The following is a 22,608-nucleotide window of genomic DNA, read 5'->3' on the forward strand; positions in this document are numbered from 1 at the left end:
CAATGAGTAGCGGCTCAAAGATAGTGCAGTGCACCGAGGTCTTAACCGCAGCAGGGGATAAGAAATTCCTAGTTTGCTGCACTAATCCCCTATCACATGGCGACTGTAGACATACTGAAACTGATATTGATTGGACTGGCCGCTGGATCGCTTTCAGGTCTGGTGGGCGTGGGTGGCGGCGTCATTATCGTTCCTGCGCTGATTCTGGCTTTGGGTTTCACTCAAAAGATGGCGCAGGGCACCTCCCTGCTGATGTTCATCCTTCCTTTTGGCATCATGGGTGTGCTCAACTACTATCGCCAGGGGAACGTAAGCATTCAGACTGCGCTGCTGATGGGTATTGGCTTTTTTGCGGGGTCGTTCTTCGGGTCGAAGCTGGCGCTGTCATTACCAGAAGAAACCGTACGCAGGATTTTTGCAGTAGTCATCATTCTTGTCGGGGTGAAGCTGCTGCTGGGTAAGTGAGGCGGGCCTCAACCCTTTACAGGCACGAATTCCACACGCTTGAAACCCAGGCGTTTGAAGAGTGGTTCAAGAAACTGGCGGGCCTGCTGTGAACTTTGAAGCAGAATACCCTGCTTGATGGCAGCTTCACGTATCTGCAGCTCGGCCTTTCGGTAGGCAGATTCCAATATCTCGGCTTTCTGCTTGTCGGAGAAGCGGTTGAAGAACGAGTCGTCGAACTGGGCGTCGAACACCTGGGTATTCTGGTGGTCGATGCGGAAGGTGCAGATTTCAGGCTCGGGCAGGCGCACCCGTACCAGCGTATCCAGCACCTCAATGGCCGAGGAGTCCAGTTTGGCCAGGTCTATACAGCCAATAGCCTCGCCTGACACCACCAGCAGCACCTCGCCAGTACGGCTGGGAGCAAACCGCTGGAAGCTCTCGAACATGGAGGGGAGCTTGGTTTTGTCCTCAAACTTGTGACGGAAGACATCCTTTAGGAAGAAGTGGGCCAGTTCCAGACGGCCTACCAGACGCACCTGCTCCACGACGGTCTGGCTGGTGACAGTTTCAGTGATGATGGAGCCCCCCCCACCAAGTCCGGTGCGTAGCATAAAGAACCCCGCCACCGCTGCCACCGTCAGGATTCCCACCAGAATGGCCAGCCACTTAAGTATGTCTTTCGGCATCATAGGCGTGAAAGATACACGTAACCAGTGGCTTCTGGAAGCGTGGGGACTAAGTGGCCGCCACCAACAAGGTCCGTAAACTGTAGTGGGGCCAGCAGGGCTTTTTCGTACCTTTGCACCCTATTTCATACGGAATGAGCGCCGAGAAAATCATCTATTCGATGGCGGGCGTGGGCAAAATCCACCCGCCGAACAAACAGGTACTGAAGGACATCTACCTGTCCTATTTCTATGGTGCAAAAATCGGGGTACTGGGTCTGAACGGCGCTGGTAAGTCGACACTGCTGCGCATCATGGCAGGCGTAGATCCCAACTTCATTGGGGAAGCCAAGCTGAGCCCCGGCTACACGGTAGGCTATCTGGAGCAGGAGCCCAAGCTGGACCCTGACAAGACCGTACGCGAGGTGGTGGAAGAAGGCGCTGCCGAGATCAAGGCGCTGCTGAACGAATATGAAGCTGTGAACAACGCCTTCGCCGAGCCCGATGCCGACTTTGACAAGCTGATTGAAAAGCAGGCCGCCCTGCAGGACAAGATAGACGCAGCCGATGCCTGGAACCTGGATACCCGGCTGGAGCGCGCCATGGAAGCCCTGCGCTGCCCCCCACCCGATTCCAAGATCGCACCGCTGTCGGGTGGTGAAAAGCGCCGCGTGGCCCTGTGCCGCCTGCTGATTCAGTCGCCGGACATTCTGCTGCTGGACGAACCTACCAACCACCTGGACGCCGAGTCTATCGCATGGCTGGAACACCACCTGCAGGAATACAAGGGCACGGTCATCGCCGTAACCCACGACCGCTACTTCCTGGACAACGTAGCCGGCTGGATCCTGGAACTGGACCGCGGCGAAGGCATCCCCTACAAAGGCAACTATTCTTCGTGGCTGGAGCAGAAGCAGAACCGCCTGAAGCAGGAAGAGAAGCAGGAAAGCAAGCGCCAGAAAACACTGGAGCGCGAACTGGAGTGGATTCGGATGGCCCCCAAGGCGCGCCATGCCAAGAGCAAGGCGCGTATTGCCAACTACGAAAAGATGGCCTCGCAGGAGGGCAATGACCGCGAAAAGGAACTGGAAATTTTCATTCCGTCTGGTCCCCGTCTCGGCGACAAGGTAATCCAGTTTGAAGGCGTATCGAAGAAGATGGGCGACCGCGAGCTGTACGGCGGCGTTGACTTCATGTTGCCCAAGGGGGCTGTGCTGGGCGTCATCGGCCCGAACGGCGCGGGCAAAACCACGCTCTTCCGCATGGTTATTGGTACCGAATCGCCTGATGCTGGCAAAATCACCATTGGCGAGACTGTGAAACTGGGCTATGTGGAACAGGGACACGACTCGCTGAACCCCAACGACGACGTCTTTACCGCCATCACCGAAGGCAACGAGGAGATTTCGCTGGGTAACCGCTCGGTGAACGGCCGCGCCTACGTGGCCCGTTTCAACTTCACGGGTGCCGACCAGGGCAAGAAAGTGTCTACGCTGTCGGGTGGTGAACGCAACCGCCTGCACCTGGCCCGCGTACTCAAGAGCGGCTCCAACGTGCTGCTGCTTGACGAACCGACCAACGACATTGACGTAAACACGCTGCGCGCGCTGGAAGAAGCCATTGAGAACTTCGGTGGCTCTGCCATCATCATTTCCCACGACCGCTGGTTCTTGGACCGGGTGTCGACCCACATTCTGGCGTTCGAGAACGATGGCGTTATTTTCTACGAAGGCAACTACAGTGAGTATGAGGAATTCCGCCGCAAGCAGGGCAAACTGCCCGACTTCAAGGCAGTGAAGCACCGCACGCTTAACTGATAGCCCCACCCATAAGCGAAAAGCCGGAATCTGACAGGATTCCGGCTTTTTGTTTGCACCAACAGCCTGCGTTTCAACACCTTTTGTGCGTGTTTTCGGGTGCGTCCCTACTCAAAAAACACGGGAACCACCTACCCCAAAGCAGCCCCTGTCTGCTGGAAGAAACAGCCTAACATGCAGTATCAAACTTCCAACTTCCCATGGACCACTCAACTGAAGGCGTAACGCTGTATGCGGCGTTTGTAAACGACGTACTCAACATGTTTGAAGGCAAGCCGGCCGACTTGGAAAAACTGAAGGAAATGGCCAGTGGGCTGGACCTTTCAAAGTTTGACAACAAGGTGCCGATGCAGGTGTATAACGAAATGTGCAACTACGTGCTGCAGGAGATAGGCCCGGCCAACACTCGCCTGCTGGGCAAGCGAATCGGTGCAACTGCCTTTCAGGGCATGGTAGCCAACAACCTGATACCGGAGAAAGCCACGCCCCACCAGGTAATGGACGCGCTGGTGACGGTAGCCAAAGTGATGATACAGGACCCCAAGGGCCGTGGCTGGGAAATACTGGAAAGCCACCCCAAACGTATGGTCATGCGCCGCACGCAGACATTCAACGGCGTAATGCAGATAGGGCTGCTTTTGGGCCTGTTGGAGAAGAGCTCGGCCATTTCACCCCGTGTAGAGCGTATCAATGCTGTTGAGAATGGGGCCGACTACGACGACTACGGCCTGACTTGGCTGTAAGCCGAGATGTGAAGGAAGCCGCCCTGGCAATCAGGATTCCGGGGCGGGCTCCCACAACTCGACGCAATTGCCTTCGAGGTCAAGTATCCAGGCAAATTTGCCATACTCGCTGACCTCCATGCCCCGCTCTTCGATCACCTGCACCCCTTCTGCACGCAATACCGGGAGCAGGGCCTCCAGATCGGCGACCCGGAAATTGAACATAAATGGTTTGGAGCTGGGGTTGAGGTAGTTGGTTCTTTCGGGCAGCGGACACCAGACACTCTGGCCAGCAACCTCTTTGCCAGGTTCGGCTTTCCAGACGAACATGGCACCATAGCTGTCGTCGACATCAATGCCTAGATGTGTGCGATACCAAGCCGCCAGAGCCGTGGGGTTTTCAGCTTTGAAGAGCACCCCGCCAAAACCTGTTACGCGTTTCATTTCTTTTTCCCGCTGGCAATCAAGTAGATATTCTGTTCCATACGAGTGCGTTTGGGGCTGGGCTTCTCGATGTAGCGCCCAAGCTCCTGGCCGTTCCGCTCAAAAACGAAAGTAGGGGTAAAGCGGATATTGTATTTGGCCGCCAGCCCCTTCTCATCACGTTTGGTAGTGTCCAGTGTGATGATTTCCACTTTCTGCACAGGCATGTGGGGTTGCAGGGCAAAGAACCGGGGCACCTCACGCTTGCTGTCATGGCACCAGGTGCCGACGAACATCTTCACTGAAAAGCTGTCTACCCGCTTGAGAGAATCAAGATAGGTGGGCATGGGGCGATAGCTGTCGTCCACTTTCTTCTTCCAGGCTACCATATCGATAAAGCCCTGTCGGTCGAAATAACCCTGAACAAATTGATATTTCTTGGAACAAGCCGAAGAAATCAGGAGCAACAGGCAACCAGAAAGCAGCCAGAACAGTCTTTTCATACAAGAAGTGTGATAGCAATGGCGCAAGATAGGGGCCGAAGCGAATTGCACTAGATTTGTAGATACAAACTCATCTGATCGCAGAACCCTATGGGCTTTTTCAAGACCTTATTTGCGGCATTCTTTGGCTTTCTGCTGGGAATAGCCGTGCTGTTTCTACTGGGGCTGTTCATTCTGGCGGGCATCGCCAGCAGCCTGGATGAAGAACCCACGCTGGTGGTAGAACCCAACTCGGTGTTGACGCTGGACCTGAGCCGGCCTATTGCCGAGCGCGGCTATGACGACCCTTTCCTGAAGCTGATGGGCGAGACTTCGCCACTGGGCCTCACCGAAATTCTGGCCGCCATTGAAGCTGCCAAAACCGATGACAACATCAAGGGCATCTACCTGAACACTGCCATGGTGGGCGGCGGCATGGCCTCGATGGAAAGCATCCGTGAGGCGCTGGTAGACTTCAAGAAGAGCGGGAAGTTCATCTACTCCTACAGCGAACTCTACACTGAGGGCGCTTACTACCTGGCTTCTACAGCCGACAGCGTTTTCCTGTATCCCGAAGGCTTGATGGAGTGGAACGGCCTGACTTCTACCCCCTACTTCCTGAAAGGCATGTTTGAGAAAGTGGGTGTACAGCCCATGCTCTTCAAGGTGGGCACCTACAAAAGCTACGGCGAGACGTTTACAAATTCGAAGATGTCGGATGCCGCCCGCGAACAGTCGACCGTACTGCTGGGAGACATCTGGGGCCGCATGCTTGAGCATATTGCTGTCAGCCGCAAGCGCGAAGCAGCCGAACTGAGCAAGCTAGCCACCGACCTTGCCGTCGGCGACGCGCAATCGGCCCTGAAACACAAGCTGGTAGACCGTCTGGCCTATGAGGACCAAGTGCTCAATCTGCTGAAAGCCAAAGCACACGGCAAACCCTATGTATTTGGCGACACCACCAGTGCCGAGCTGAAAGGCCTGAAACTACGTAAGGTGCCGGTGGCACGCTACGCCAAGTCGGCCATGGCAATGCGCCCCATCAAGTCGGACCGCATTGCCGTAGTCTACGCCCAGGGCGAAATCAACACTGGCAGCGGTGACGAGCAGAGTATTGGCTCTACCACGCTGGTGGAAACCCTGCGCCGCCTCCGTGACGATGACAAAGTGAAAGCGGTGGTACTGCGTGTAAACAGCCCCGGCGGCAGCGCACTGGCCTCTGACATGATTGCCCGCGAAATGGAACTGCTCAAGGCCCAGAAGCCAGTTATCGCCTCATTTGGCGATGTGGCTGCCTCAGGCGGCTATTACATCTCTGCTGGCGCCAACAAGATTGTAGCCCAACCAATGACCATCACGGGCTCTATCGGCATCTTCGGCCTGTGGTTCAACACCGAAAAGCTGTTCACCGACAAACTGGGAGTAACCTTTGACCGCGTAACCACCAACCCCTACGCCGACCTCGGCAACCCCAACCGCCCTATGACAGACGTGGAGAAGATGTTCGTACAGAACAACGTGAACCAGGGCTACTGGGACTTCGTGCGCATTGTGCGAAATGGCCGCAATTTTGCCGACAGCACTGCGGTAGACAAGATTGCGCAGGGCCGCGTATGGTCGGGTACCCGTGCCAAGGAGCTGAAGCTGGTGGATGAGTTCGGCGGCCTGCAAACAGCCATTGAACTGGCAGCCAAAGAAGCCAAGCTCACGGAATACAGTGTCATGAGCTATCCTGCGGTAAAGACCACCCTACAGAAGCTGACCGAAGATCTCTCCAGCCGCGTGAAAAGCATGTTCAGTGCCGAACTGCCCGCCGAAGTACTGGAGATGCGCCGCCTGATGGGCACCTACAACGACCCACGTGGCCTGTACGCCCGCATGCCGGAAACGTATCATATCCACTAAGCGGCCTCGAATTCAGAAGAAGCCCTGCCGGTTCCGGTGGGGCTTTCTGTTTTATCCACGTCTGAGATCGTAACACCTGCCGCATACCGTAATAATCCGAGGATAACCTGGCTCCCACCCACTCCCACAAGCAGCCTTTCCCGCCTACGTCAGGCTTACCCACAAACTGGAAAACAGCGGCACGTATACCCTGCGGACAAGTGCGCCTGAAAGCCAGAAACATAGCGTCTAACTTGCCTGTGCAGCTGCCAATTAGACGCTATGCGGCCACGGTTCTCCACGAGAGCCTGACAGCCTCAGGGTGTGCAAATCTAAATCCGTGGAAAGATGTGGGAGGAAGTGGGAAGAAGTGTTAGGTTTGTATGGGGTTTGAAGCCCCAGAACCCTACACTGCATGACTCCCCTCTTCGGCGAATACCCGGTGAAGCTGGACGCGAAAGGCCGCTTTCTGCTGCCTGCGGCCCTGCTGAAGCTGTTGCCCCCAGCGGCGCAGGGCGAGTTTGTAGTGAACCGAGGGCTGGATCCCTGCCTGGTAATCTATCCGCAAGCCACGTGGCTGGCCGAACTGTCCCGCATTCAGGCCCTGAACCCCTACCAGCCCGAGAACAGGGCATTTGCACGGCTGTTTCAGGCGGGCGCGCAGCCAGTGGCACTGGACAGCGCCAAGCGCCTGCTGGTACCCAAACGCCTGCTGGAGCAGGCCGAGATTGGCACAGAAGCCGTGCTGATAGGCGCGCTGGACCGGATAGAACTTTGGTCGCAGGCCCGGTACGACGCCTGGCTGGCCGAGCAGACACCGAATCTGGCTACGCTGGCAGCCAAAGTAATGGGCGAGAAAGGAGGCACGGCATGAGTGCTCAGCCCTACCATGTGCCTGTAATGCTGGCCGAGTGCCTGGAGTGGCTGAACCTAAAGGCCAACGGCCTGTATGCTGACCTGACTTTCGGTGGTGGTGGACACAGCCGCGCCATACTGGAGCGCCTGACTGCCGGAGGACATCTCTTCGCCTTTGACCAGGACCCTGACGCCCAAGCCAACGACCTGAAGAGCACACAGTTCACACTGATACGCGACAATTTCCGGCACTTGTCCACGTACTTCGGGCCTTCTGCACAGGCTGTCCACCAGATTCAACAGGGTTTTCCACAGAAATATGTGGATACTGAGCCGCTGCTGCTTGACGGCATTCTGGCTGACCTGGGCGTGTCGTCGCACCAGTTTGACGCCGCCGAGCGGGGATTCTCTTACCGCGCCGATGCGCCACTGGACATGCGGATGAACCCCGACAGCGACCAGCCTACCGCCGCCGATCTGCTGGCCACACTGGAGCCCCACGAACTGATACGCATACTGCGGGAGTATGGCGAAGTGCCTACGCCACACCGGTATGCACACGCCATTCTGGCCGCAAGGCCCACAACTACCCAGCAACTGTTTCAGGCGGTAGAGCCCATTCTGCCCCGCAAGGGCGGTATGTCGGTGCTGTCGCAGATTTTCCAGGCGCTGCGCATCGTAGTGAACGATGAAATGGCCGTACTGGAAGAAATGCTGGAAAGTGCCGTGCAAACCCTGAAGCCCGGCGGCCGACTGGTAGTGATGAGCTACCACTCGCTGGAAGACCGTCTGGTAAAGCACCTGTTCCAGACGGGCAATCTGGAAGGTCGCATCGAAACCGACCTCTACGGTAACCGGCTGACGGCCTGGAAGCCCCTGCACCGCAAGACCATCACGGCCAGCGAGGCCGAAACCGCCCACAATCCCCGTGCCCGCAGTGCTCGCCTGCGTGCCGCCGAACGAATTGCCTGACACCCCATGCGTCCCAACCGATTCAACACCCCCAAGTTTGAGACGGCCGCCGAAGCGTTCGAGCAGGGTCCACTGCCCGAACCCAAAGCGCCCGGTCGCTTCAGCAAGGTAGCCAAGGTGCTGCGTGGCCTGTTGGTACAGAACAATCTGCTGGGCCAGTTCCAGAAAAACTTCACGTTTGCGCTGTTTCTGACGCTGGTAGCACTGGTATACATCTGGAACTCGCACAGAGCCACCCAGCAGGCGCAACACGCCGAACGTCTGAGCCGCGAACTGAAAGAACTGAAGACAGAGCGTATGACGCTGAACGCCCAGTTGAGTACCGCCCGTCAGCAGAGCCAGCTGGCAGGTATCGTGGACAGCCTGGGGCTGCAACCCCTGCGCCGTCCGCCCTATAAGCTGAAGGTTGCCGCACCTCAATCGGAGGAAACACGATGAACATGGTATCTGACCAGATTCTCAAGCGCATTTACCTGCTGTTTGCTTGCTTTCTGCTGTTCAGCACGCTGATTGTGTGGCGTATCGTGCACCTGCAATTTGTGCAGGGCGAACGCTGGAAGCAGGTGCAGGCCACCGAGCGTGTGTACTACAAGAAGGTGCCTGCCGACCGCGGCGCCATTCTGGCCAGCGATGGCACCATCATGGCTGTAACACTGCCCTTCTATCGCGTGGCCATCGACGCCACCGTACTGACACGTGGTCGTTATGCCGCATTGGAAGACTCGCTGGACCTGCTGTGCCGCAAGCTGGCCAAGCACTTCGGCGGTGGCGAGTTCGACGCCCGCTACTTCAAGAACAAGTTCAAAAAGGCCATGCAGGAGCGCGACCGTCACGTGTACCTGTTCCCATACAAGCGCATCCTGAACTACCCCGAAATGCGGCTTCTGCGCAGCTTCCCGGTACTGAACCGTGGGCGCTACAAAGGGGGCCTTATTGTGGAGAAAATACAGAACAAGCGGTTCTATCCGTTCCGCGACATGGCCCGTATTACACTGGGGCTGGTGATTGACGACTCGATTCCGGCCAAGGGCATCGAGCACTCGTTCAACGCCATGCTGCGCGGCAAAGACGGCCTGATGCTGGTGCAGCGCATACCCGGCGGTGTGGAAGTTCCCCTTAGCGAGTATGGTGAAGTGGAAGCCCGCGATGGATATGACGTTCACACCACCATTGACGTACACATGCAGGATGTGGTATCCACTGCCCTGCGACAGGGCATGGAGCGTACGGGCAGCAGAGCGGGTGTAGCGATTCTGATGGAAGTGGCTACCGGCGAAATCAAGGCCGTAGCCAACTATCCCGAAAACCTGAACAATGCCATGGCTACCCTCTGGGAGCCAGGTTCTACTTTCAAGCTGGCAAGTGTAATGGCCGCCATTGAGGATGGCTATGCTACCCCTGATACAAGAATCGAGACGGGCAACGGTACGGTTACCTACTACGACCGCGTCATACGCGATGCGCACGGCAGTGGCAACATCACCCTGCAACAGGCGTTTGAACGCTCGAGCAACGTAGCCATCAGCAAGCTCATCTGGCAGCATTACCGCAGCCGTCCGGGTGCCTTCATCCAGCGGCTGGAAGACATGGGCCTGCTGAGCCCAGTCGGGTGCCAGATTACTGGCGAGCCAGCTCCATACGTGATCCGGCCCTCAGACCGCCACTGGAGCGGCCCCACCCTACCGCTGCTCAGCACTGGCTACAGTATCATGCAGACCCCCCTGCAAACACTGGCCTTCTTCAACGCCGTGGCCAATAACGGTCGCCTGATGCGCCCTCTGCTGGTGCGGCAGATAACCAACAACAGCCAGGTAGTAGCCCGTTACCGTCCCACGGTTCTGCGCGAGCAGATTTGCTCTGAAACAACCCTGCGTCGGGTGCGTGCCATGCTGGAAGGTGTGGTGGAAAACGGTACTGCCCGCAACATCAAAGGCACCTATTACCGCATTGCAGGCAAAACCGGCACCGCCAAGAAGCTGGAAAACGGCGTATATCAGAAGAAATACCGGGCCAGCTTCTGCGGCTATTTCCCGGCAGAGAACCCGCGCTACTCATGTATAGTGGTAGTAGATGAGCCGACCAACGGCGAGTTCTACGGTGCGGATGTGGCGGCCCCCATTTTCAAACAGATTGCCGATAACATACACGCCACCGACATGCGCTCGCAGCGCGAAGAGCGGTTTGCCTCCCGTATCAATGGCCGTCGGATTGCCTATCCCGTAACGCGCACCGTAGCGCTGGACGACGCCCGCCAGGTGTATGACGCACTCAGCATCTCAACACCCGGACAGCCCGAGTCGGCCTATGTGCGCGCGCGCCAGAGTGGGGCCACCGTCAGCCTGAGCTCCATGCGGACACCCCGCGAGTTAGTACCCGACGTAACTGGCATGACTGCCAAGGACGCGCTGGCATTACTGGAAAACCTGGGCCTGAGCGTGCGCCTCCGTGGCCACGGCAAGGTGCGGGAGCAAAGCCTGCCCGCGGGCACCCGCATCCGCGACAACCTGGCCATTGACCTGACCCTCGACAGCCAACCCTGACCGACCTTCCATGAAACCGCTACAGGACCTGCTATACGGCGTACACATCACCGAAGTGAATGGCCCCGCCGGCCCACAGGTGACGAACGTCCATTTTGATTCGCGGCAGGTGCAGGACGGCAATCTGTTTGTGGCTGTCCGCGGCACCAGTACCGACGGCCACACCTTCATCTCGGCAGCAGAAGATCGTGGCGCCCGCGTGGTGGTATGCGAAACCCTGCCCGACAAGCGCCGGGATGACGTAACGTATGTGCGGGTGCAGTCGTCAGCCGAAGCACTGGGCCAGATTGCCAGTAACTGGTACAACCGCCCCAGCGACCGCCTGAAGATTGTAGGCGTAACAGGCACCAACGGCAAGACCACCGTCAGCACCGTACTGTACAATCTGTTCCGCTCGCTGGGCTACCGCTGTGGCCTGGTAAGCACCGTCGCCATCAAAATCGAGGACGAAGAGCAGCCCGCCAAGCTCACCACCCCCGATGCCCTCGCCCTTCAGCATGCCTTCGCCGACATGGTGGAAGCTGGCTGCCAGTACTGCTTCATGGAGGTGAGCTCCATTGCAGTGGACCAGCGCCGTATTGCAGGCACACACTTTGTGGGCGCCATTTTCACCAACCTCACCCACGACCACCTCGATTACCACAAGACCTTCGCCAATTACCTGAAGGCCAAGCAGCAGTTTTTCGACGGCCTGTCGCCCCGGGCTTTTGCCCTCACCAACGCCGATGACCGCAACGGGCATATCATGGTGCAGAATACCCGTGCCCGTGTGAAGACCTATGCCCTGCATGGTGTAGCCGACTATGCCGCCCGGCTGCTGGAAAACCGTATTGAGGGCCTGCATCTGCAGGTGAATGGCCAGCAGGTGTGGTTTCAGTTGCCGGGCGAGTTCAACGCCTATAACCTCATGGCCGTCTATGGTGCTGCCGTGGAACTGGGGGAAGACAGCCAGCAGGTACTGATAGCCCTGAGCGAACTGCGGGGCGCCCGTGGCCGCTTCGAGGCGGTGCCCCTGCCCAACGATGTATCGGGCATCGTAGACTACGCCCATACCCCCGACGCCCTGCTGAACGTGCTGCAAACAGCCCGCGACCTCATGCACAAGGGCCGTATCATCTGCCTGGTGGGCTGTGGCGGCGACCGCGACCGCACCAAACGCCCCGAAATGGCCCGGATTGCTACCGAATGTGCCGATGTGGTGGTGCTGACCAGCGACAACCCACGTACGGAATCACCGGGCGCCATCCTCGATGAGATGGAAGCTGGCGTACCCACCCACCTGCGCAAGAAGGTGATGCGGATAGAAGACCGCCGCGAAGCCATCCGTGCCGCTGCCCGCCTGGCCGAACCCGGCGACCTGCTGCTGGTGGCAGGCAAAGGGCACGAGACCTATCAGGAAATCAACGGCGTACGCCACCCCTTCGACGATCGCGAAGAACTCATCCAGGCTTTCAAACTCCTCTACTGATGCTCTACCATCTACTCGACTGGCTGAACGAACTGTTCGACTTCCCGGGCGGCGGGGTGTTCCGCTACATCAGCTTCCGGGCCATTCTGGGTGCGGTGTTCTCGCTGGTGATATCGCTCATCATCGGCAAACAGATTATTGCGCTGCTGAAACGGAAACTGATCGGCGAGGCCATTCGCGACCACGGCCCCGAAAGCCATAAGAGCAAGAAAGGTACCCCGACGATGGGCGGGGTCATTATCATCGCAGCCATTGTGATCCCCACCCTGCTGTGGGGCGACCTCACCAATGCCTATGTATTGATGGTGCTGCTCAGTACCCTTTGGATGGGAGCAGTGGGCTTCACCGACGACTACATCAAGGTTTTCAAGAAGGACAAAGCTGGCCTGAAGGGTAAGTTCAAGATTGTAGGCCAGGTGGGCCTGGGGCTTATCGTGGGTCTGGTGATGATTTTCCACCCCGACTTCCAGGGCTCCAAACCCCACGTAATGTCAGATGGCAGCATACGTCCGAACCTTCCACTCCGTGAAGCAGGATTCCAGTATGGCGATACGCTGGTACTGGCAGGCGGTACCCCTTGCAGCGGCCCTCAACACCGACCACGTAAGGTGTGCGACAGTTACGTGATCCGGCGCAGCGCCAATGACAGCACCGTGCGGGAACTGGCACTTATCATTCCTGTCCGCGATCAACAGCGGGTGTTTGAAGAGCTGTTTGGCTCGGCCGAAGTGGGCTTTGCCACCAAAACCAACATCCCGTTCCTGAAAGACAAGCAGTTCAATTATGGACAGTTGGCGTTTTGGACAGAAGACGAATCGGGCATGTGGGCCAAAGGCATCTATCTGCTGGTGGTTATTTTTATAGTCACGGCGGTGAGCAACGGCGTGAATATTACCGATGGTCTGGACGGCCTTGCCGCCGGCACTACCGCAATTGTTACTGCCGCTCTGGGCATCCTGGCCTATGTGTCGGGCAACCTGGTATTCTCGCGTTACCTCAATATTGCGTTCATCCCCAACTCGGGCGAGTTGGTAGTGTTCTGTGCCGCTTTGCTGGGAGCCTGCGTCGGCTTCCTGTGGTACAATACCTTCCCGGCGCAGGTGTTCATGGGCGACACAGGCTCATTGGCGCTGGGCGGCGCTGTGGGTGTGTTGGCCCTGATGATCAAGATCGAACTGCTGCTGCCGCTGCTCTGCGGGGTCTACTTTGTCGAGAACCTGTCGGTCATTTTGCAGGTGGGCTACTTCAAGTACACGAAACGGAAGTATGGCGAAGGCCGCAGAATCTTCCGGATGGCACCAATTCACCACCATTTCGAACTGGGCGGCACCCATGAAGCCAAGATTGTGATGCGCTTCATGATTGTCACCATCCTGCTGGTAATTCTTGCATTTGCTACCCTGAAACTCCGCTGATATTGCGCATCACACTTGCCAACAATTACGATGTTCCACGGTCTTTTTGGTGTGGGGAAATACCTATCCACACTGCTCGGAGAGTGTGAACAACGCGATTCTTCTAACTAGGCAGTTCCGCCGATTTTTGTTCCACGACTCCCCGAACTCCCAACCGTCACCAATTCCATTCTGTGGCTGAGAAACTCCTGATACTGGGCGCTGGCGAAAGCGGCGTAGGTGCGGCCATCCTGGCCCGCAAGCTCGGCATGCAGGTGTATGTGTCGGACGGCGGGAGCATTGCGCCGCGTTTTCGCGACGAACTGGAGAAACGGGGCATCCCCTACGAGCAGGGGCGCCATAGCGCCGAACTGGTGGAGGCTGCCACACTGGTGGTGAAAAGCCCCGGCATCCCCGAGAAAGCCGAGGTAATCAAGCAGCTGCGCAAACGCAAGGTGCCCATCATCAGCGAAATCGAGTTTGGCTATCGCCATGCCGAAGGGGCCAAAATCATCGCCATCACCGGCACCAACGGCAAAACAACTACTACCAGCCTCGTCTACGAGATGCTGCGCCATGCCGGGTTTGACGTAGGACTGGGCGGCAACATCGGAAACAGCTTTGCAGCTATGGTTGCCGAAGAGCCCCATGCCTGGTATGTGCTGGAAGTAAGCAGCTTTCAGCTGGACGATATTGACCGGTTCCGCCCGCATGTGGCCGTACTGACCAACATCACCGATAACCACCTCGACCGGTACAATTACAATCTGTCTGAGTATGCCCGGGCCAAGTTCAACATGGCCCGGAACATGCAGGACACCGACTATTTCATTTACGGCCTCGACAGCGAAGTGCTGGTGCAGGAAATGGCAAAGCACACCATTCATGCCCAGAAGCTGGCGTTCAGCCGCAACCACACCCCCAGTGACCAGCACCCCGACATTGTGGCGTGGCTGGACACCGACGACGACACCCAGGAACCAATTATTCTGATCGATATGGAACGCAGGAAAAAGCGCGGGGCACTTGCCATCCCACCCGCACAACAAAAACTGAAAGGCAAGCACAACGAGTACAACACCATGGCAGCAGGGATTGTAGGCCGCGTGCTGGAAATCCGTAATGAGCTGGTGCGGGAAAGCATGCAGAACTTTGAAGCACTGGAGCACCGGCTTGAGAAAGTGCGCGAAGTGAATGGCGTAGCCTTCATCAATGACAGCAAAGCCACCAGCGTGAATGCAGCCTGGTATGCCCTCGACAGCATCCCCGGCGAGCAGAGCGTCATCTGGATTGTGGGCGGCGTAGACAAAGGCAATGACTACGGCATGGTAATGGACCTCGTAACCGAAAAGGTGAAAGCCATCATTATGCTGGGCAAAGACGTTGCCAAGATCCAGACAGCCTTCAACGGCGCTGTGAAAGTGCTGCGCCACGCCATGAGCATGGAAAGCGCAGTACAGATGGCAGTACAGGAAGCCCGCAAAGGCGATACCGTACTGCTGAGCCCCGCCTGCGCCAGCTTCGATATGTTTGCCAATTACGAAGAGCGCGGCAAGCGTTTCAAAGACTGCGTAGAGCGTCTGGACTGACCACGGCCAGACACACACAGTCTGCGCTTACCTTCTGTATCAGATACCTGCGTTTCCAGTGTAACGCAGACTGTCAATGCCTGAATAACCAAACCGCCCCAAGGCTGAACCCTGGGGCGGTTTTCTTTTCAGTGCCGCTGCTGCTTGCGGCGGCGCAGCTCGTTGAGTGCCTGCTTTTCACGCTCGCGCTCCAACCGCTGATAAACAAAGTGCGGGGCGATCAGCAGTACCCCGGCATAGGCCAGATACTCGCCCCAGGGCTTGCCCATGAACAGCGCCGCAAAACCTGCCAGCGCCACCACTACGCCTAGCCCCAACAGTAGTTTGAAGGCCGTTTTCATACCCGAATATAACTAACGGCCCTCGTAATAGTTGAGGAAGCGCAGCCCAAGCAGGCGGTCGTAGCGGTCACCGAAGCGGCGATAGTAGACGAGAATGGTATAGGTGTTGTCAGTTTCAAAGAAGCTGCCTTCGAAGCGGGTTTCGTCGGGTGGTGTACCCGGCCTGGCGTCTGCATCACGAACCACGTACAGGTAGTTGTAAATACCCTGCTTCAGGAGAGGCTCCACCACATAGGCCTGCTCATCTGCTGACCATTCCAGCTTATACTCTGGAAGGCACTGCCAGCGGGTGAACGCCCCCAGAAGGTAGATTTCCTGATTGCGTGGCAACGGATCGGCCTGAAGGCGGAACCGGGTACGCACGTAGTCGCCTTCCAGCGCGCCCAGATAGCGGTCGAGCGGCGTGAGGCCGGTATAGAACAGGCCGTTGAAGTCGGGATTGGCCAGATAGCCCATACGATTTCGGGGCTGGTCGGGATACAACAGTACCCTGATGGGGCTGGCGTTGCGGTCTACCTGCTGCACCTGCATGCCATTCTGGTTGAGGCTGCGCATGTCTACCACCCGGAACTCGTTGCCACCCGGAAACTGGTTACCCGGCTCCAGACTGTACTCGATTTTGCCCGGCATGAGGAATGAAGGCCGCATTTCGAGGGCGGCGTTGTCCCAGCGGAAGTTCTGGAGCACCGTTACCTTGAGTTCTCGGTAGGCATCGGTGATGGGCACCGCCGTAGGAACCAGCGAAAAAGCCACACGCTGCAGCTTAAAGCGGTCTGTTACGCTGAGGGCCAGCCCCGCTTCCGGCGCAATGCCAATGGCATCTTCTGCAACCACCAGACGCCGCACAAACAGCGGACGCTCCTCCTCGCCCTGAGGGTGCACCACCAACAGGTAGTTGCCGCTCACTTTGAACCAGCCGCCCTGGGAAGTGCCCGGAACCGTAGCTGTGTAATGCGCATAGTTGACCTTCGTCTGGCGTGCCCCCTGATAGGTCAGGATACGGTCGTTGGGGAAGCCGTTGAAATACTCGATGGGCATGAGGCGGCTCACCTCCCAATTGGCATCGCAATGCACCAGCCGAAACTGGAGGTCGTTTCGGGGCGCCCCCAGCAAGTCAAATGCGAGTGTGAGCGGCTGCTCGGGGCGGGAGAGATACAGCACGGGGTAGCCCAGTTCGCTTTCCCCTCGATACAGCTGCACCGAGCGTACGTCGTCAGAGGCATCCCAGTCGTAGGTGGGCAAATCCTGCGCCCAACTCCATACAGGCACCAGGGTCAGCAGGCACAACAGAAACCAACGGGTCATGCCCGAAACTACGCTTTTTCGAGCGCGCGCACCTGCTCACTCAGCTCTTCCCAGGCTGCCATTGCTTTCAGCAGGGCTTCTTCGGCCTTGCCCTTCTCGCGGTCAATCTCGGCCAGCTTGTAGAAGTCGGCCTGATGAGAAGGGTTCTGAAGTTCACTTTCCAGATGGGCCATTTTCGTTTCCCACTCGCTTACCTCCTGCTCGGCTTTGCGCAGCTGGGTTTGCAGCGTCTTTAGCTTGCGGCGCTGCTCGTCGGTAAGTTGGGGCTTGGCGGCTGGAGAGGTTTTGAGGGCGTGGGGCGACTGGGCCAATTTTGGTGGCGTCTGGCTGCTCTTGTCTTTGTCCTTTTCCTTGAGTTGGGCTGCCTTTTCCTTTTGCCAGGCTTCAAACTCGGTGTAGCTGCCGGGATACTCCTTGATCTTGCGGTCTTCGAGGTACCAGATTTTATTGGTGGCCAACGAGAGGAAATGGCGGTCGTGACTGACAACGATGTAGGTACCTTCGTAGTCGCTGAGAGCCTGAGCCAGAATCTGGATACTCTGCATATCCAGGTGGTTGGTAGGTTCGTCCAGCAGCAGGAAGTTGGCTTCAGACAGCAGCGTCTTGGCCAGCGCCACGCGCGACCGCTCCCCACCACTCAACACCTTAACAGGCTTGTAGACGTCGTCGCCGGTGAAGAGGAAACCACCCAGAATACTGCGCACATAGGTTTCGCCCTTCTCATAGGCAAAGTCTTTGCACTCATCCAGAATGGTTTTCTGGGGGCTCAGGGCTTCCAGCTGGTGCTGCGCATAGAAAGAAGGTGCTACGTTATAGCCCAGCTTGCGCTCGCCGGTGAAGGTATCGTGGTCGGCCAGAATACGCAGCACAGTGGACTTGCCCAGACCGTTGGCACCGATGAGGCCGATCTTATCGCCCCGCATGATGGTGGCCTCGGCACCATCCAGAATGTGCTTGGGGCCGAACGACTTGGAGATGTCCTTTACCGTAAGAATCTCGTTACCTGGCTTCACGGAAGGCTGGAAACGGAAGCTCACTACAGCTTCGTCAGACTCCGGCTCTTCGATACGGTCCAGCTTCTCGAGCATTTTGACACGCGACTGCGCCTGGGTAGCCTTGGAGGCCTTGGCCTTGAAGCGCTCGATGAACCGCTCGGCATCGGCGATGTACTTCTGTTGGTTTTCGTAAGACGCCTGCTGGATGACCCGGCGCTGCTCGCGCTCGGTGAGGTAGAAGGCGTAGTTGCCGCTGTAGTGGTTGAGCTTGCTGTGCGACACCTCGACAATCTTGTCGACCATGCGGTTGAGGAACTCGCGGTCGTGGCTGACGATGACGTAGGCGGCACCCGCACGGCGCAGGTAATCTTCCAGCCACTGGATACTGGGCAGGTCAAGGTGGTTGGTCGGTTCGTCCAGCAGCAGCAGGTCAGGACCTTGCAACAGGATGCGTGCCAGAATGGCCCGCATACGCCAGCCTCCGGAGAAAGTGTCGTAGGGTTGGTGCTGGTCTTCGGTGGAGAAGCCCAGGCCACCCAGCATTGCACCGGTACGGGCATCTATTTCGTATCCGCCCTTGCGTTCGAAGGCTTCCTGCAGCTCGCCCAGCTCGTTGAGAATCTGGTCAGTGACTTCGGTCTCCAGGCGCTTGAGCAGCGCATCAATCTTGTCCTGCATGGCCAGCAGGTCTGAGAAGCCGGCGCGGGCTACCTCAAAGATGGTAGAAGAGCTCTCGAAGCCGAGAAGGTCCTGGTTCAGGAAGCCAATCTTGATGCTGCTGGCACGGGTCACGGTGCCTTCCGTGGCCTGATACTCGCCGGCGATGAGGCGCAGCAGGGTAGATTTACCCGTACCGTTGCGGCCGATGAGGCCTACTTTGTCGCCGGGCTGAATGTCCCAGTTGGCGTTCCGGTAAAGGAAACGGCCTGCAAATTCGAAAGAGACGTCGTTTATCGTAACCATACCAAGGGCTGACGGGTGTCAGCAAAAACCGGCCGCAAAGTTCGGGAAGAAGTGCAGAGGAATTACCGAACCCCCGCTTTGAAACGGCAGAAAGTTGACCTTATCCCCTTTTTTCGGATTTTAACATGAGGAGAGTTCGATATCGGGTAGGTTTAATCCGAATTTTTAACAAATTTGCACAGAACCCTGACGCACACCTCTTGTCAGGGCACTACTAACGGCAGGCGCATGGGCCCCAATCGCATCTCAGCCTCGCTCGACAACGAGACGATCGACGATATCCAGGCTTCCCTGGAGAAGGTGCGTACCAGCTTGCCCTTTTTGCTCCAGTTGGTTGGATCGGATCGTCCCTCTCTGGTACACATCGGAGATGAGCTGTCGCCTTTCCTGCAACAGTCAGTGCAGGACGCCCAGCAGAACCCTGATCTCGTACCTCCGTCGCTGGATGTAGACGAATTGGAGCGCGATTACAAACTCTTCCTGCAGCTGACCAAAATTATGGAGCCGCTGGAAGAATTGCTGACGCTGTTGCACGACACCAGTCTCGCAGCAGGCTCTGACGCCTTCGACACGGCCCTGATTTTCTACAAGAACGTGCGCATGGCTGCACGTCTGGGCGACCCTAAGGCCCAACAGGTATTGGACGATCTGAAGGGGAAGGTGCCTACCTGGAAAAGCCAGCTTTAGCTGGTAGTTGAATTGCTGTTGCTATGCAAACAGCATCCGCACTACCTAACTAAGGACAAACCCTGAGCAGCCGAAGTCTTAGCCGAAGATTTCACGGAACACTCCATCGATACGTTCCACGTATTGCACGCGGATGTCCAATCCCTTGGGCAACATGAGTTCGCCAGCAGCAGCGCTGACGAACACTGTACGAAAGCCCAGCTTGGCGGCTTCGGCTATACGCTGCTCCAAACGTGCTACAGGCCGCACTTCGCCCGTGAGGCCCACTTCAGCGGCAAAAGCCACTTTGGCCTCCAGTGGCACATCATAGGCACTGCTGACGATGGCGGCCATCAGGGCCAGGTCCAGGGCAGGGTCGTCGAGACGAATGCCGCCAGCCAGGTTCACAAAGACGTCCTTCGAACCCAGTTTCAGCCCGGCTTTCTTTTCCAGCACGGCCAGCAACATGTTCAGGCGGCGCAGGTCAAAACCCGTGGCCGACCGCTGGGCCGTGCCATAAGCGGCATCGGACACCAGCGCCTGCGTTTCCACCAGCAGGGGCCGGTGCGCCTGCAAGGTAGCTGACACCGCCACCCCCGACAGTCCGCCCGCTGCGCCGCTCAGAAACAGTTCGGACGGATTGGGCACCTCGCGCAGGCCCTGCTCGCGCATTTCGTAGATGCCCATCTCGGGCGTGGCGCCAAAGCGGTTTTTGCTGCTGCGCACAATGCGATAGCCGCCGTGGCGCTCGCCCTCAAACTCCAGCACCACGTCCACCATGTGCTCCAGCACCTTGGGCCCGGCAATCATGCCTTCCTTGTTCACGTGGCCCACCAGCAGAATACTGGTACCCGTCTCCTTGGCATAGCGCATGAGACGCCCCGTGCACTCGCGCACCTGGGCCACGCTGCCGGGGGCGCTTTCAACTTCGTCGAGGAAGAGCGTCTGCACGGAGTCGATGACCATAAGCGCCGGCTCCAACTGACGCGCATGGGCAAAGACGGCATCCAGAGCGGTTTCGGCGAGTACGTAAAGGTCGTCGTTCTGGAAGGGCAGACGTTCGGCGCGCAGGCGCACCTGCTGCTCGCTCTCCTCGCCGGTTACATATAATATGGTGTGCCCCTTCATTTGCAACGAGAGTTGCAGCAGCAGGGTACTCTTGCCAATACCAGGCTCGCCGCCCAGCAGAATGAGCGAGCCGGGGACGATGCCACCATCGAGTACGCGGTCGAACTCTCGGTCGGGCATGGGGATGCGGGGCGCCTGCTCAAAGTCGATTTCCCGGATGCGCTTGGGCGCACTCTCGCGAACAGCACCTGCCACCTGCCTGCGGCCCACATGCACCGCTGCCGGTGCCGCAGCCCCTACCTGCAGTTCTTCTACCAGCGTATGCCACTCGCCGCAGCCGTTGCACCGGCCCTGCCATTTGGAGTGTTGTGTACCACAGGCCGAACACGTGTACACCGACTTGGCTTTGCGCGAGAGAGACATGCCACAAAGGTAGCGGGGAAAAGAGAAGGGTTTTCCGCTTCACATCGTCGGCTTTCAACAGCCACCCAATCCCATCTGCCGCACATCTTCGCGGCATGGTAAAACAGGCTTCGGGGGCTGAGGGCGAGGCCCTGGCGCTGGACTATCTGCTGCTGAAAGGCTACACCCTGCTGCACCGCAACTGGCGGCACGGCGGCCAGCTGGAACTGGACCTCGTGATGATGGACGGCCCCGAGCTGGTGATAGTGGAAGTAAAAACCCTCTCGAGCCTGACTGCACGTATGCCGGAAGACAACCTGAGCCCCGCCAAACTGCGCAAGCTTTATGAGGCTGCCGAAGCCTTCTGCGCGCTGCACCATGTGCAGGCAGTGATGCGCTTTGACCTCGTGGCCGTACAACTGCACAGCCATCGCCCGCCCACCATCCGCCACCACGAAAACATCGGCTGACAGCAAAACGCCTTTTTGCTATTTTTGCGACCTATGACTCCTGATCAACATAAAGAGCTTCGTAACAGGGTAGAGACTCTGGGGAGGTATCTTTGACGTCGCTGGTAAAAAAGAACAGCTAGCACAAAACGAGGAAGCCTCAGCCGCGCCCGGTTTTTGGGATGACCCCAAAGCCGCTGAAGCCCTGCTGAAAGGCAACCGCCAACTGAAATTCTGGACCGAAGCCTTCGACAGTGTGGCCGCCAAGGTGGACGACCTGGACGTACTGGTAGAGTTCTGGAATGCCGACGAGGCCACCGACACCGAAGTTGAGAACGCGTACAAGGCTGCTTACACTGCCCTGGAAGAGCTGGAATTTAAGAACATGCTCTCGGCAGAGGAAGATGCCATGGACTGCGTGGTGGAAATCAACTCGGGCGCGGGTGGCACGGAAAGCCAGGACTGGGCCGAAATGCTGATGCGCATGTACCTGATGTATGCCCAGAAGCACGGCTACAAAGCCTCGCTGATAGACGAGCAACCGGGCGAAGGCGCGGGTATCCGCAGTGCGTCCATCGAGGTTTCAGGCTCGTTTGCCTATGGCTACCTGAAAGGCGAAAGCGGCGTGCACCGTCTGGTGCGCGTGAGCCCCTTCGACAGCCAGGCCCGACGGCACACGTCCTTTGCTTCCGTATTCGTGTTTCCACTGGCCGACGACACCATTGAGATTGAAATCAATGCGGCCGACCTGGAGTGGGACACCTTCCGGGCAGGTGGCAAAGGTGGCCAGAACGTGAACAAGGTGGAAACGGCCGTGCGCGTGGTGCACAAGCCTTCGGGCATTGTGGTAGAATGCCAGCAGGAGCGCAGCCAGCACCAGAACCGCGAGAAGGCCATTCAGGTGCTGAAGTCGCGCCTGTACCAGCTGGAAATCGAGAAGCGCGAGGCTGCCAAAGCCGAAATTGAAGCCGGCAAGAAGAAGATCGAATGGGGTTCGCAGATCCGGAACTATGTGTTCCACCCCTACAAACTGGTGAAAGACCTGCGCACAAGCGTGGAGACGTCTGACATTCAGTCGGTAATGGACGGCGAACTGGACGACTTCATCAAGGCCTACCTGATGGAAATGAGTAAGCACTGAGCCTTGCAACGTATCCGAAA

The 22,608-nt window shown here is 57.7% G+C and carries 21 protein-coding genes; 14 read left to right on the forward strand and 7 right to left on the reverse strand.

The genetic code is table 11. From position 1 onward, the window contains the following. Positions 1 to 96 precede the first annotated feature (96 nt). Positions 97 to 465, forward strand: a complete 369-nt coding sequence (locus AC2D8O_RS10030; RefSeq protein WP_484678680.1) for a TSUP family transporter — start codon at positions 97 to 99, stop codon at positions 463 to 465. Between the two features lie 8 nt (positions 466 to 473). On the opposite strand, the gene AC2D8O_RS10035 is transcribed toward AC2D8O_RS10030, so the two are convergent. Then, positions 474 to 1,136: a DUF4230 domain-containing protein gene (locus AC2D8O_RS10035; protein WP_484678681.1), complete on the reverse strand. Its 663-nt coding sequence runs from the start codon at positions 1,134 to 1,136 to the stop codon at positions 474 to 476. Between the two features lie 131 nt (positions 1,137 to 1,267). On the opposite strand from AC2D8O_RS10035, the gene ettA reads away from it, so the two are divergent. Both ettA and AC2D8O_RS10045 read left to right on the forward strand, forming a co-directional pair. After that, on the forward strand, positions 1,268 to 2,929 hold the full coding sequence (gene ettA / locus AC2D8O_RS10040; protein ID WP_484678682.1) for an energy-dependent translational throttle protein EttA: 1,662 nt from the start codon (positions 1,268 to 1,270) through the stop codon (positions 2,927 to 2,929). A gap of 200 nt (positions 2,930 to 3,129) precedes the next feature. Beyond that, a complete protein-coding gene (locus AC2D8O_RS10045) occupies positions 3,130 to 3,672 on the forward strand; it encodes a hypothetical protein (RefSeq protein WP_484678683.1) in 543 nt (180 codons plus the stop codon). A 30-nt stretch (positions 3,673 to 3,702) separates the two neighbouring features. Here the strand turns inward: AC2D8O_RS10045 and AC2D8O_RS10050 are convergent, their stop codons facing one another. Continuing rightward, positions 3,703 to 4,095: a VOC family protein gene (locus AC2D8O_RS10050; protein ID WP_484678684.1), complete on the reverse strand. Its 393-nt coding sequence runs from the start codon at positions 4,093 to 4,095 to the stop codon at positions 3,703 to 3,705. Continuing rightward, entirely contained in the window at positions 4,092 to 4,577 is a 486-nt protein-coding gene (locus AC2D8O_RS10055) for a thioredoxin domain-containing protein (protein ID WP_484678685.1), read from the reverse strand. The genes AC2D8O_RS10050 and AC2D8O_RS10055 overlap by 4 nt, the downstream gene beginning before the upstream one ends. Before the next feature lie 90 nt (positions 4,578 to 4,667). On the opposite strand from AC2D8O_RS10055, the gene sppA reads away from it, so the two are divergent. The 8 genes from sppA (at position 4,668) to murD (ending at position 15,258) form a co-directional block, all read left to right on the forward strand. Then, positions 4,668 to 6,461, forward strand: a complete 1,794-nt coding sequence (gene sppA, locus AC2D8O_RS10060; protein ID WP_484678686.1) for a signal peptide peptidase SppA — start codon at positions 4,668 to 4,670, stop codon at positions 6,459 to 6,461. A 394-nt stretch (positions 6,462 to 6,855) separates the two neighbouring features. Continuing rightward, a complete protein-coding gene (gene mraZ / locus AC2D8O_RS10065; protein WP_484678687.1) occupies positions 6,856 to 7,314 on the forward strand; it encodes a division/cell wall cluster transcriptional repressor MraZ in 459 nt (152 codons plus the stop codon). Then, positions 7,311 to 8,267, forward strand: coding sequence for a 16S rRNA (cytosine(1402)-N(4))-methyltransferase RsmH (gene rsmH / locus AC2D8O_RS10070; protein ID WP_484678688.1), 957 nt, complete (start codon positions 7,311 to 7,313; stop codon positions 8,265 to 8,267). Before mraZ ends, rsmH begins: the two co-directional genes overlap by 4 nt. A gap of 6 nt (positions 8,268 to 8,273) precedes the next feature. Continuing rightward, complete coding sequence (locus tag AC2D8O_RS10075) at positions 8,274 to 8,705, forward strand: FtsL-like putative cell division protein (protein ID WP_484678689.1); 432 nt, start codon at positions 8,274 to 8,276, stop codon at positions 8,703 to 8,705. Then, the gene (locus AC2D8O_RS10080; protein WP_484678690.1) at positions 8,702 to 10,807 is read left to right on the forward strand and encodes a penicillin-binding protein; all 2,106 of its coding nucleotides are present in this window, start codon (positions 8,702 to 8,704) and stop codon (positions 10,805 to 10,807) included. The genes AC2D8O_RS10075 and AC2D8O_RS10080 overlap by 4 nt, the downstream gene beginning before the upstream one ends. Positions 10,808 to 10,817: 10 nt before the next feature. Next, positions 10,818 to 12,275, forward strand: coding sequence for a UDP-N-acetylmuramoyl-L-alanyl-D-glutamate--2,6-diaminopimelate ligase (locus AC2D8O_RS10085; RefSeq protein ID WP_484678691.1), 1,458 nt, complete (start codon positions 10,818 to 10,820; stop codon positions 12,273 to 12,275). After that, positions 12,275 to 13,690, forward strand: a complete 1,416-nt coding sequence (mraY, locus tag AC2D8O_RS10090; RefSeq protein WP_484678692.1) for a phospho-N-acetylmuramoyl-pentapeptide-transferase — start codon at positions 12,275 to 12,277, stop codon at positions 13,688 to 13,690. Before AC2D8O_RS10085 ends, mraY begins: the two co-directional genes overlap by 1 nt. A gap of 173 nt (positions 13,691 to 13,863) precedes the next feature. After that, positions 13,864 to 15,258, forward strand: coding sequence for a UDP-N-acetylmuramoyl-L-alanine--D-glutamate ligase (gene murD, locus AC2D8O_RS10095; RefSeq protein ID WP_484678693.1), 1,395 nt, complete (start codon positions 13,864 to 13,866; stop codon positions 15,256 to 15,258). Between the two features lie 128 nt (positions 15,259 to 15,386). On the opposite strand, the gene AC2D8O_RS10100 is transcribed toward murD, so the two are convergent. Genes AC2D8O_RS10100 through AC2D8O_RS10110 form a run of 3 tightly spaced genes read right to left on the reverse strand, consistent with a single transcriptional unit; the run spans position 15,387 to position 18,862 of the window. Then, on the reverse strand, positions 15,387 to 15,599 hold the full coding sequence (locus tag AC2D8O_RS10100; protein WP_484678694.1) for a hypothetical protein: 213 nt from the start codon (positions 15,597 to 15,599) through the stop codon (positions 15,387 to 15,389). Positions 15,600 to 15,611: 12 nt separating this feature from the next. Then, complete coding sequence (locus tag AC2D8O_RS10105; RefSeq protein ID WP_484678695.1) at positions 15,612 to 16,904, reverse strand: type IX secretion system plug protein; 1,293 nt, start codon at positions 16,902 to 16,904, stop codon at positions 15,612 to 15,614. Positions 16,905 to 16,912: 8 nt separating this feature from the next. Further along, positions 16,913 to 18,862 carry an ABC-F family ATP-binding cassette domain-containing protein gene (locus tag AC2D8O_RS10110; protein WP_484678696.1) on the reverse strand — a complete coding sequence of 650 codons (1,950 nt, stop codon included), beginning with the start codon at positions 18,860 to 18,862 and terminating at the stop codon, positions 16,913 to 16,915. 228 nt (positions 18,863 to 19,090) lie between these two features. Here AC2D8O_RS10110 and AC2D8O_RS10115 point away from each other — a divergent pair, with 228 nt between their 5' ends. After that, on the forward strand, positions 19,091 to 19,549 hold the full coding sequence (locus AC2D8O_RS10115; protein ID WP_484678697.1) for a hypothetical protein: 459 nt from the start codon (positions 19,091 to 19,093) through the stop codon (positions 19,547 to 19,549). A gap of 78 nt (positions 19,550 to 19,627) precedes the next feature. Here AC2D8O_RS10115 and radA read toward each other — a convergent pair whose 3' ends face one another. Then, entirely contained in the window at positions 19,628 to 21,019 is a 1,392-nt protein-coding gene (radA, locus tag AC2D8O_RS10120) for a DNA repair protein RadA (protein ID WP_484678698.1), read from the reverse strand. A gap of 95 nt (positions 21,020 to 21,114) precedes the next feature. On the opposite strand from radA, the gene AC2D8O_RS10125 reads away from it, so the two are divergent. Beyond that, the gene (locus tag AC2D8O_RS10125; RefSeq protein WP_484678699.1) at positions 21,115 to 21,468 is read left to right on the forward strand and encodes a YraN family protein; all 354 of its coding nucleotides are present in this window, start codon (positions 21,115 to 21,117) and stop codon (positions 21,466 to 21,468) included. A 33-nt stretch (positions 21,469 to 21,501) separates the two neighbouring features. Further along, a protein-coding gene (gene prfB, locus AC2D8O_RS10130; protein ID WP_484678700.1) for a peptide chain release factor 2 occupies positions 21,502 to 22,588 on the forward strand; the annotation gives its coding sequence in 2 pieces (ribosomal slippage) (positions 21,502 to 21,561 and positions 21,563 to 22,588; 1,086 coding nt in all). Positions 22,589 to 22,608: the final 20 nt, after the last annotated feature.

Source organism: Pontibacter sp. T17 (assembly GCF_057219875.1).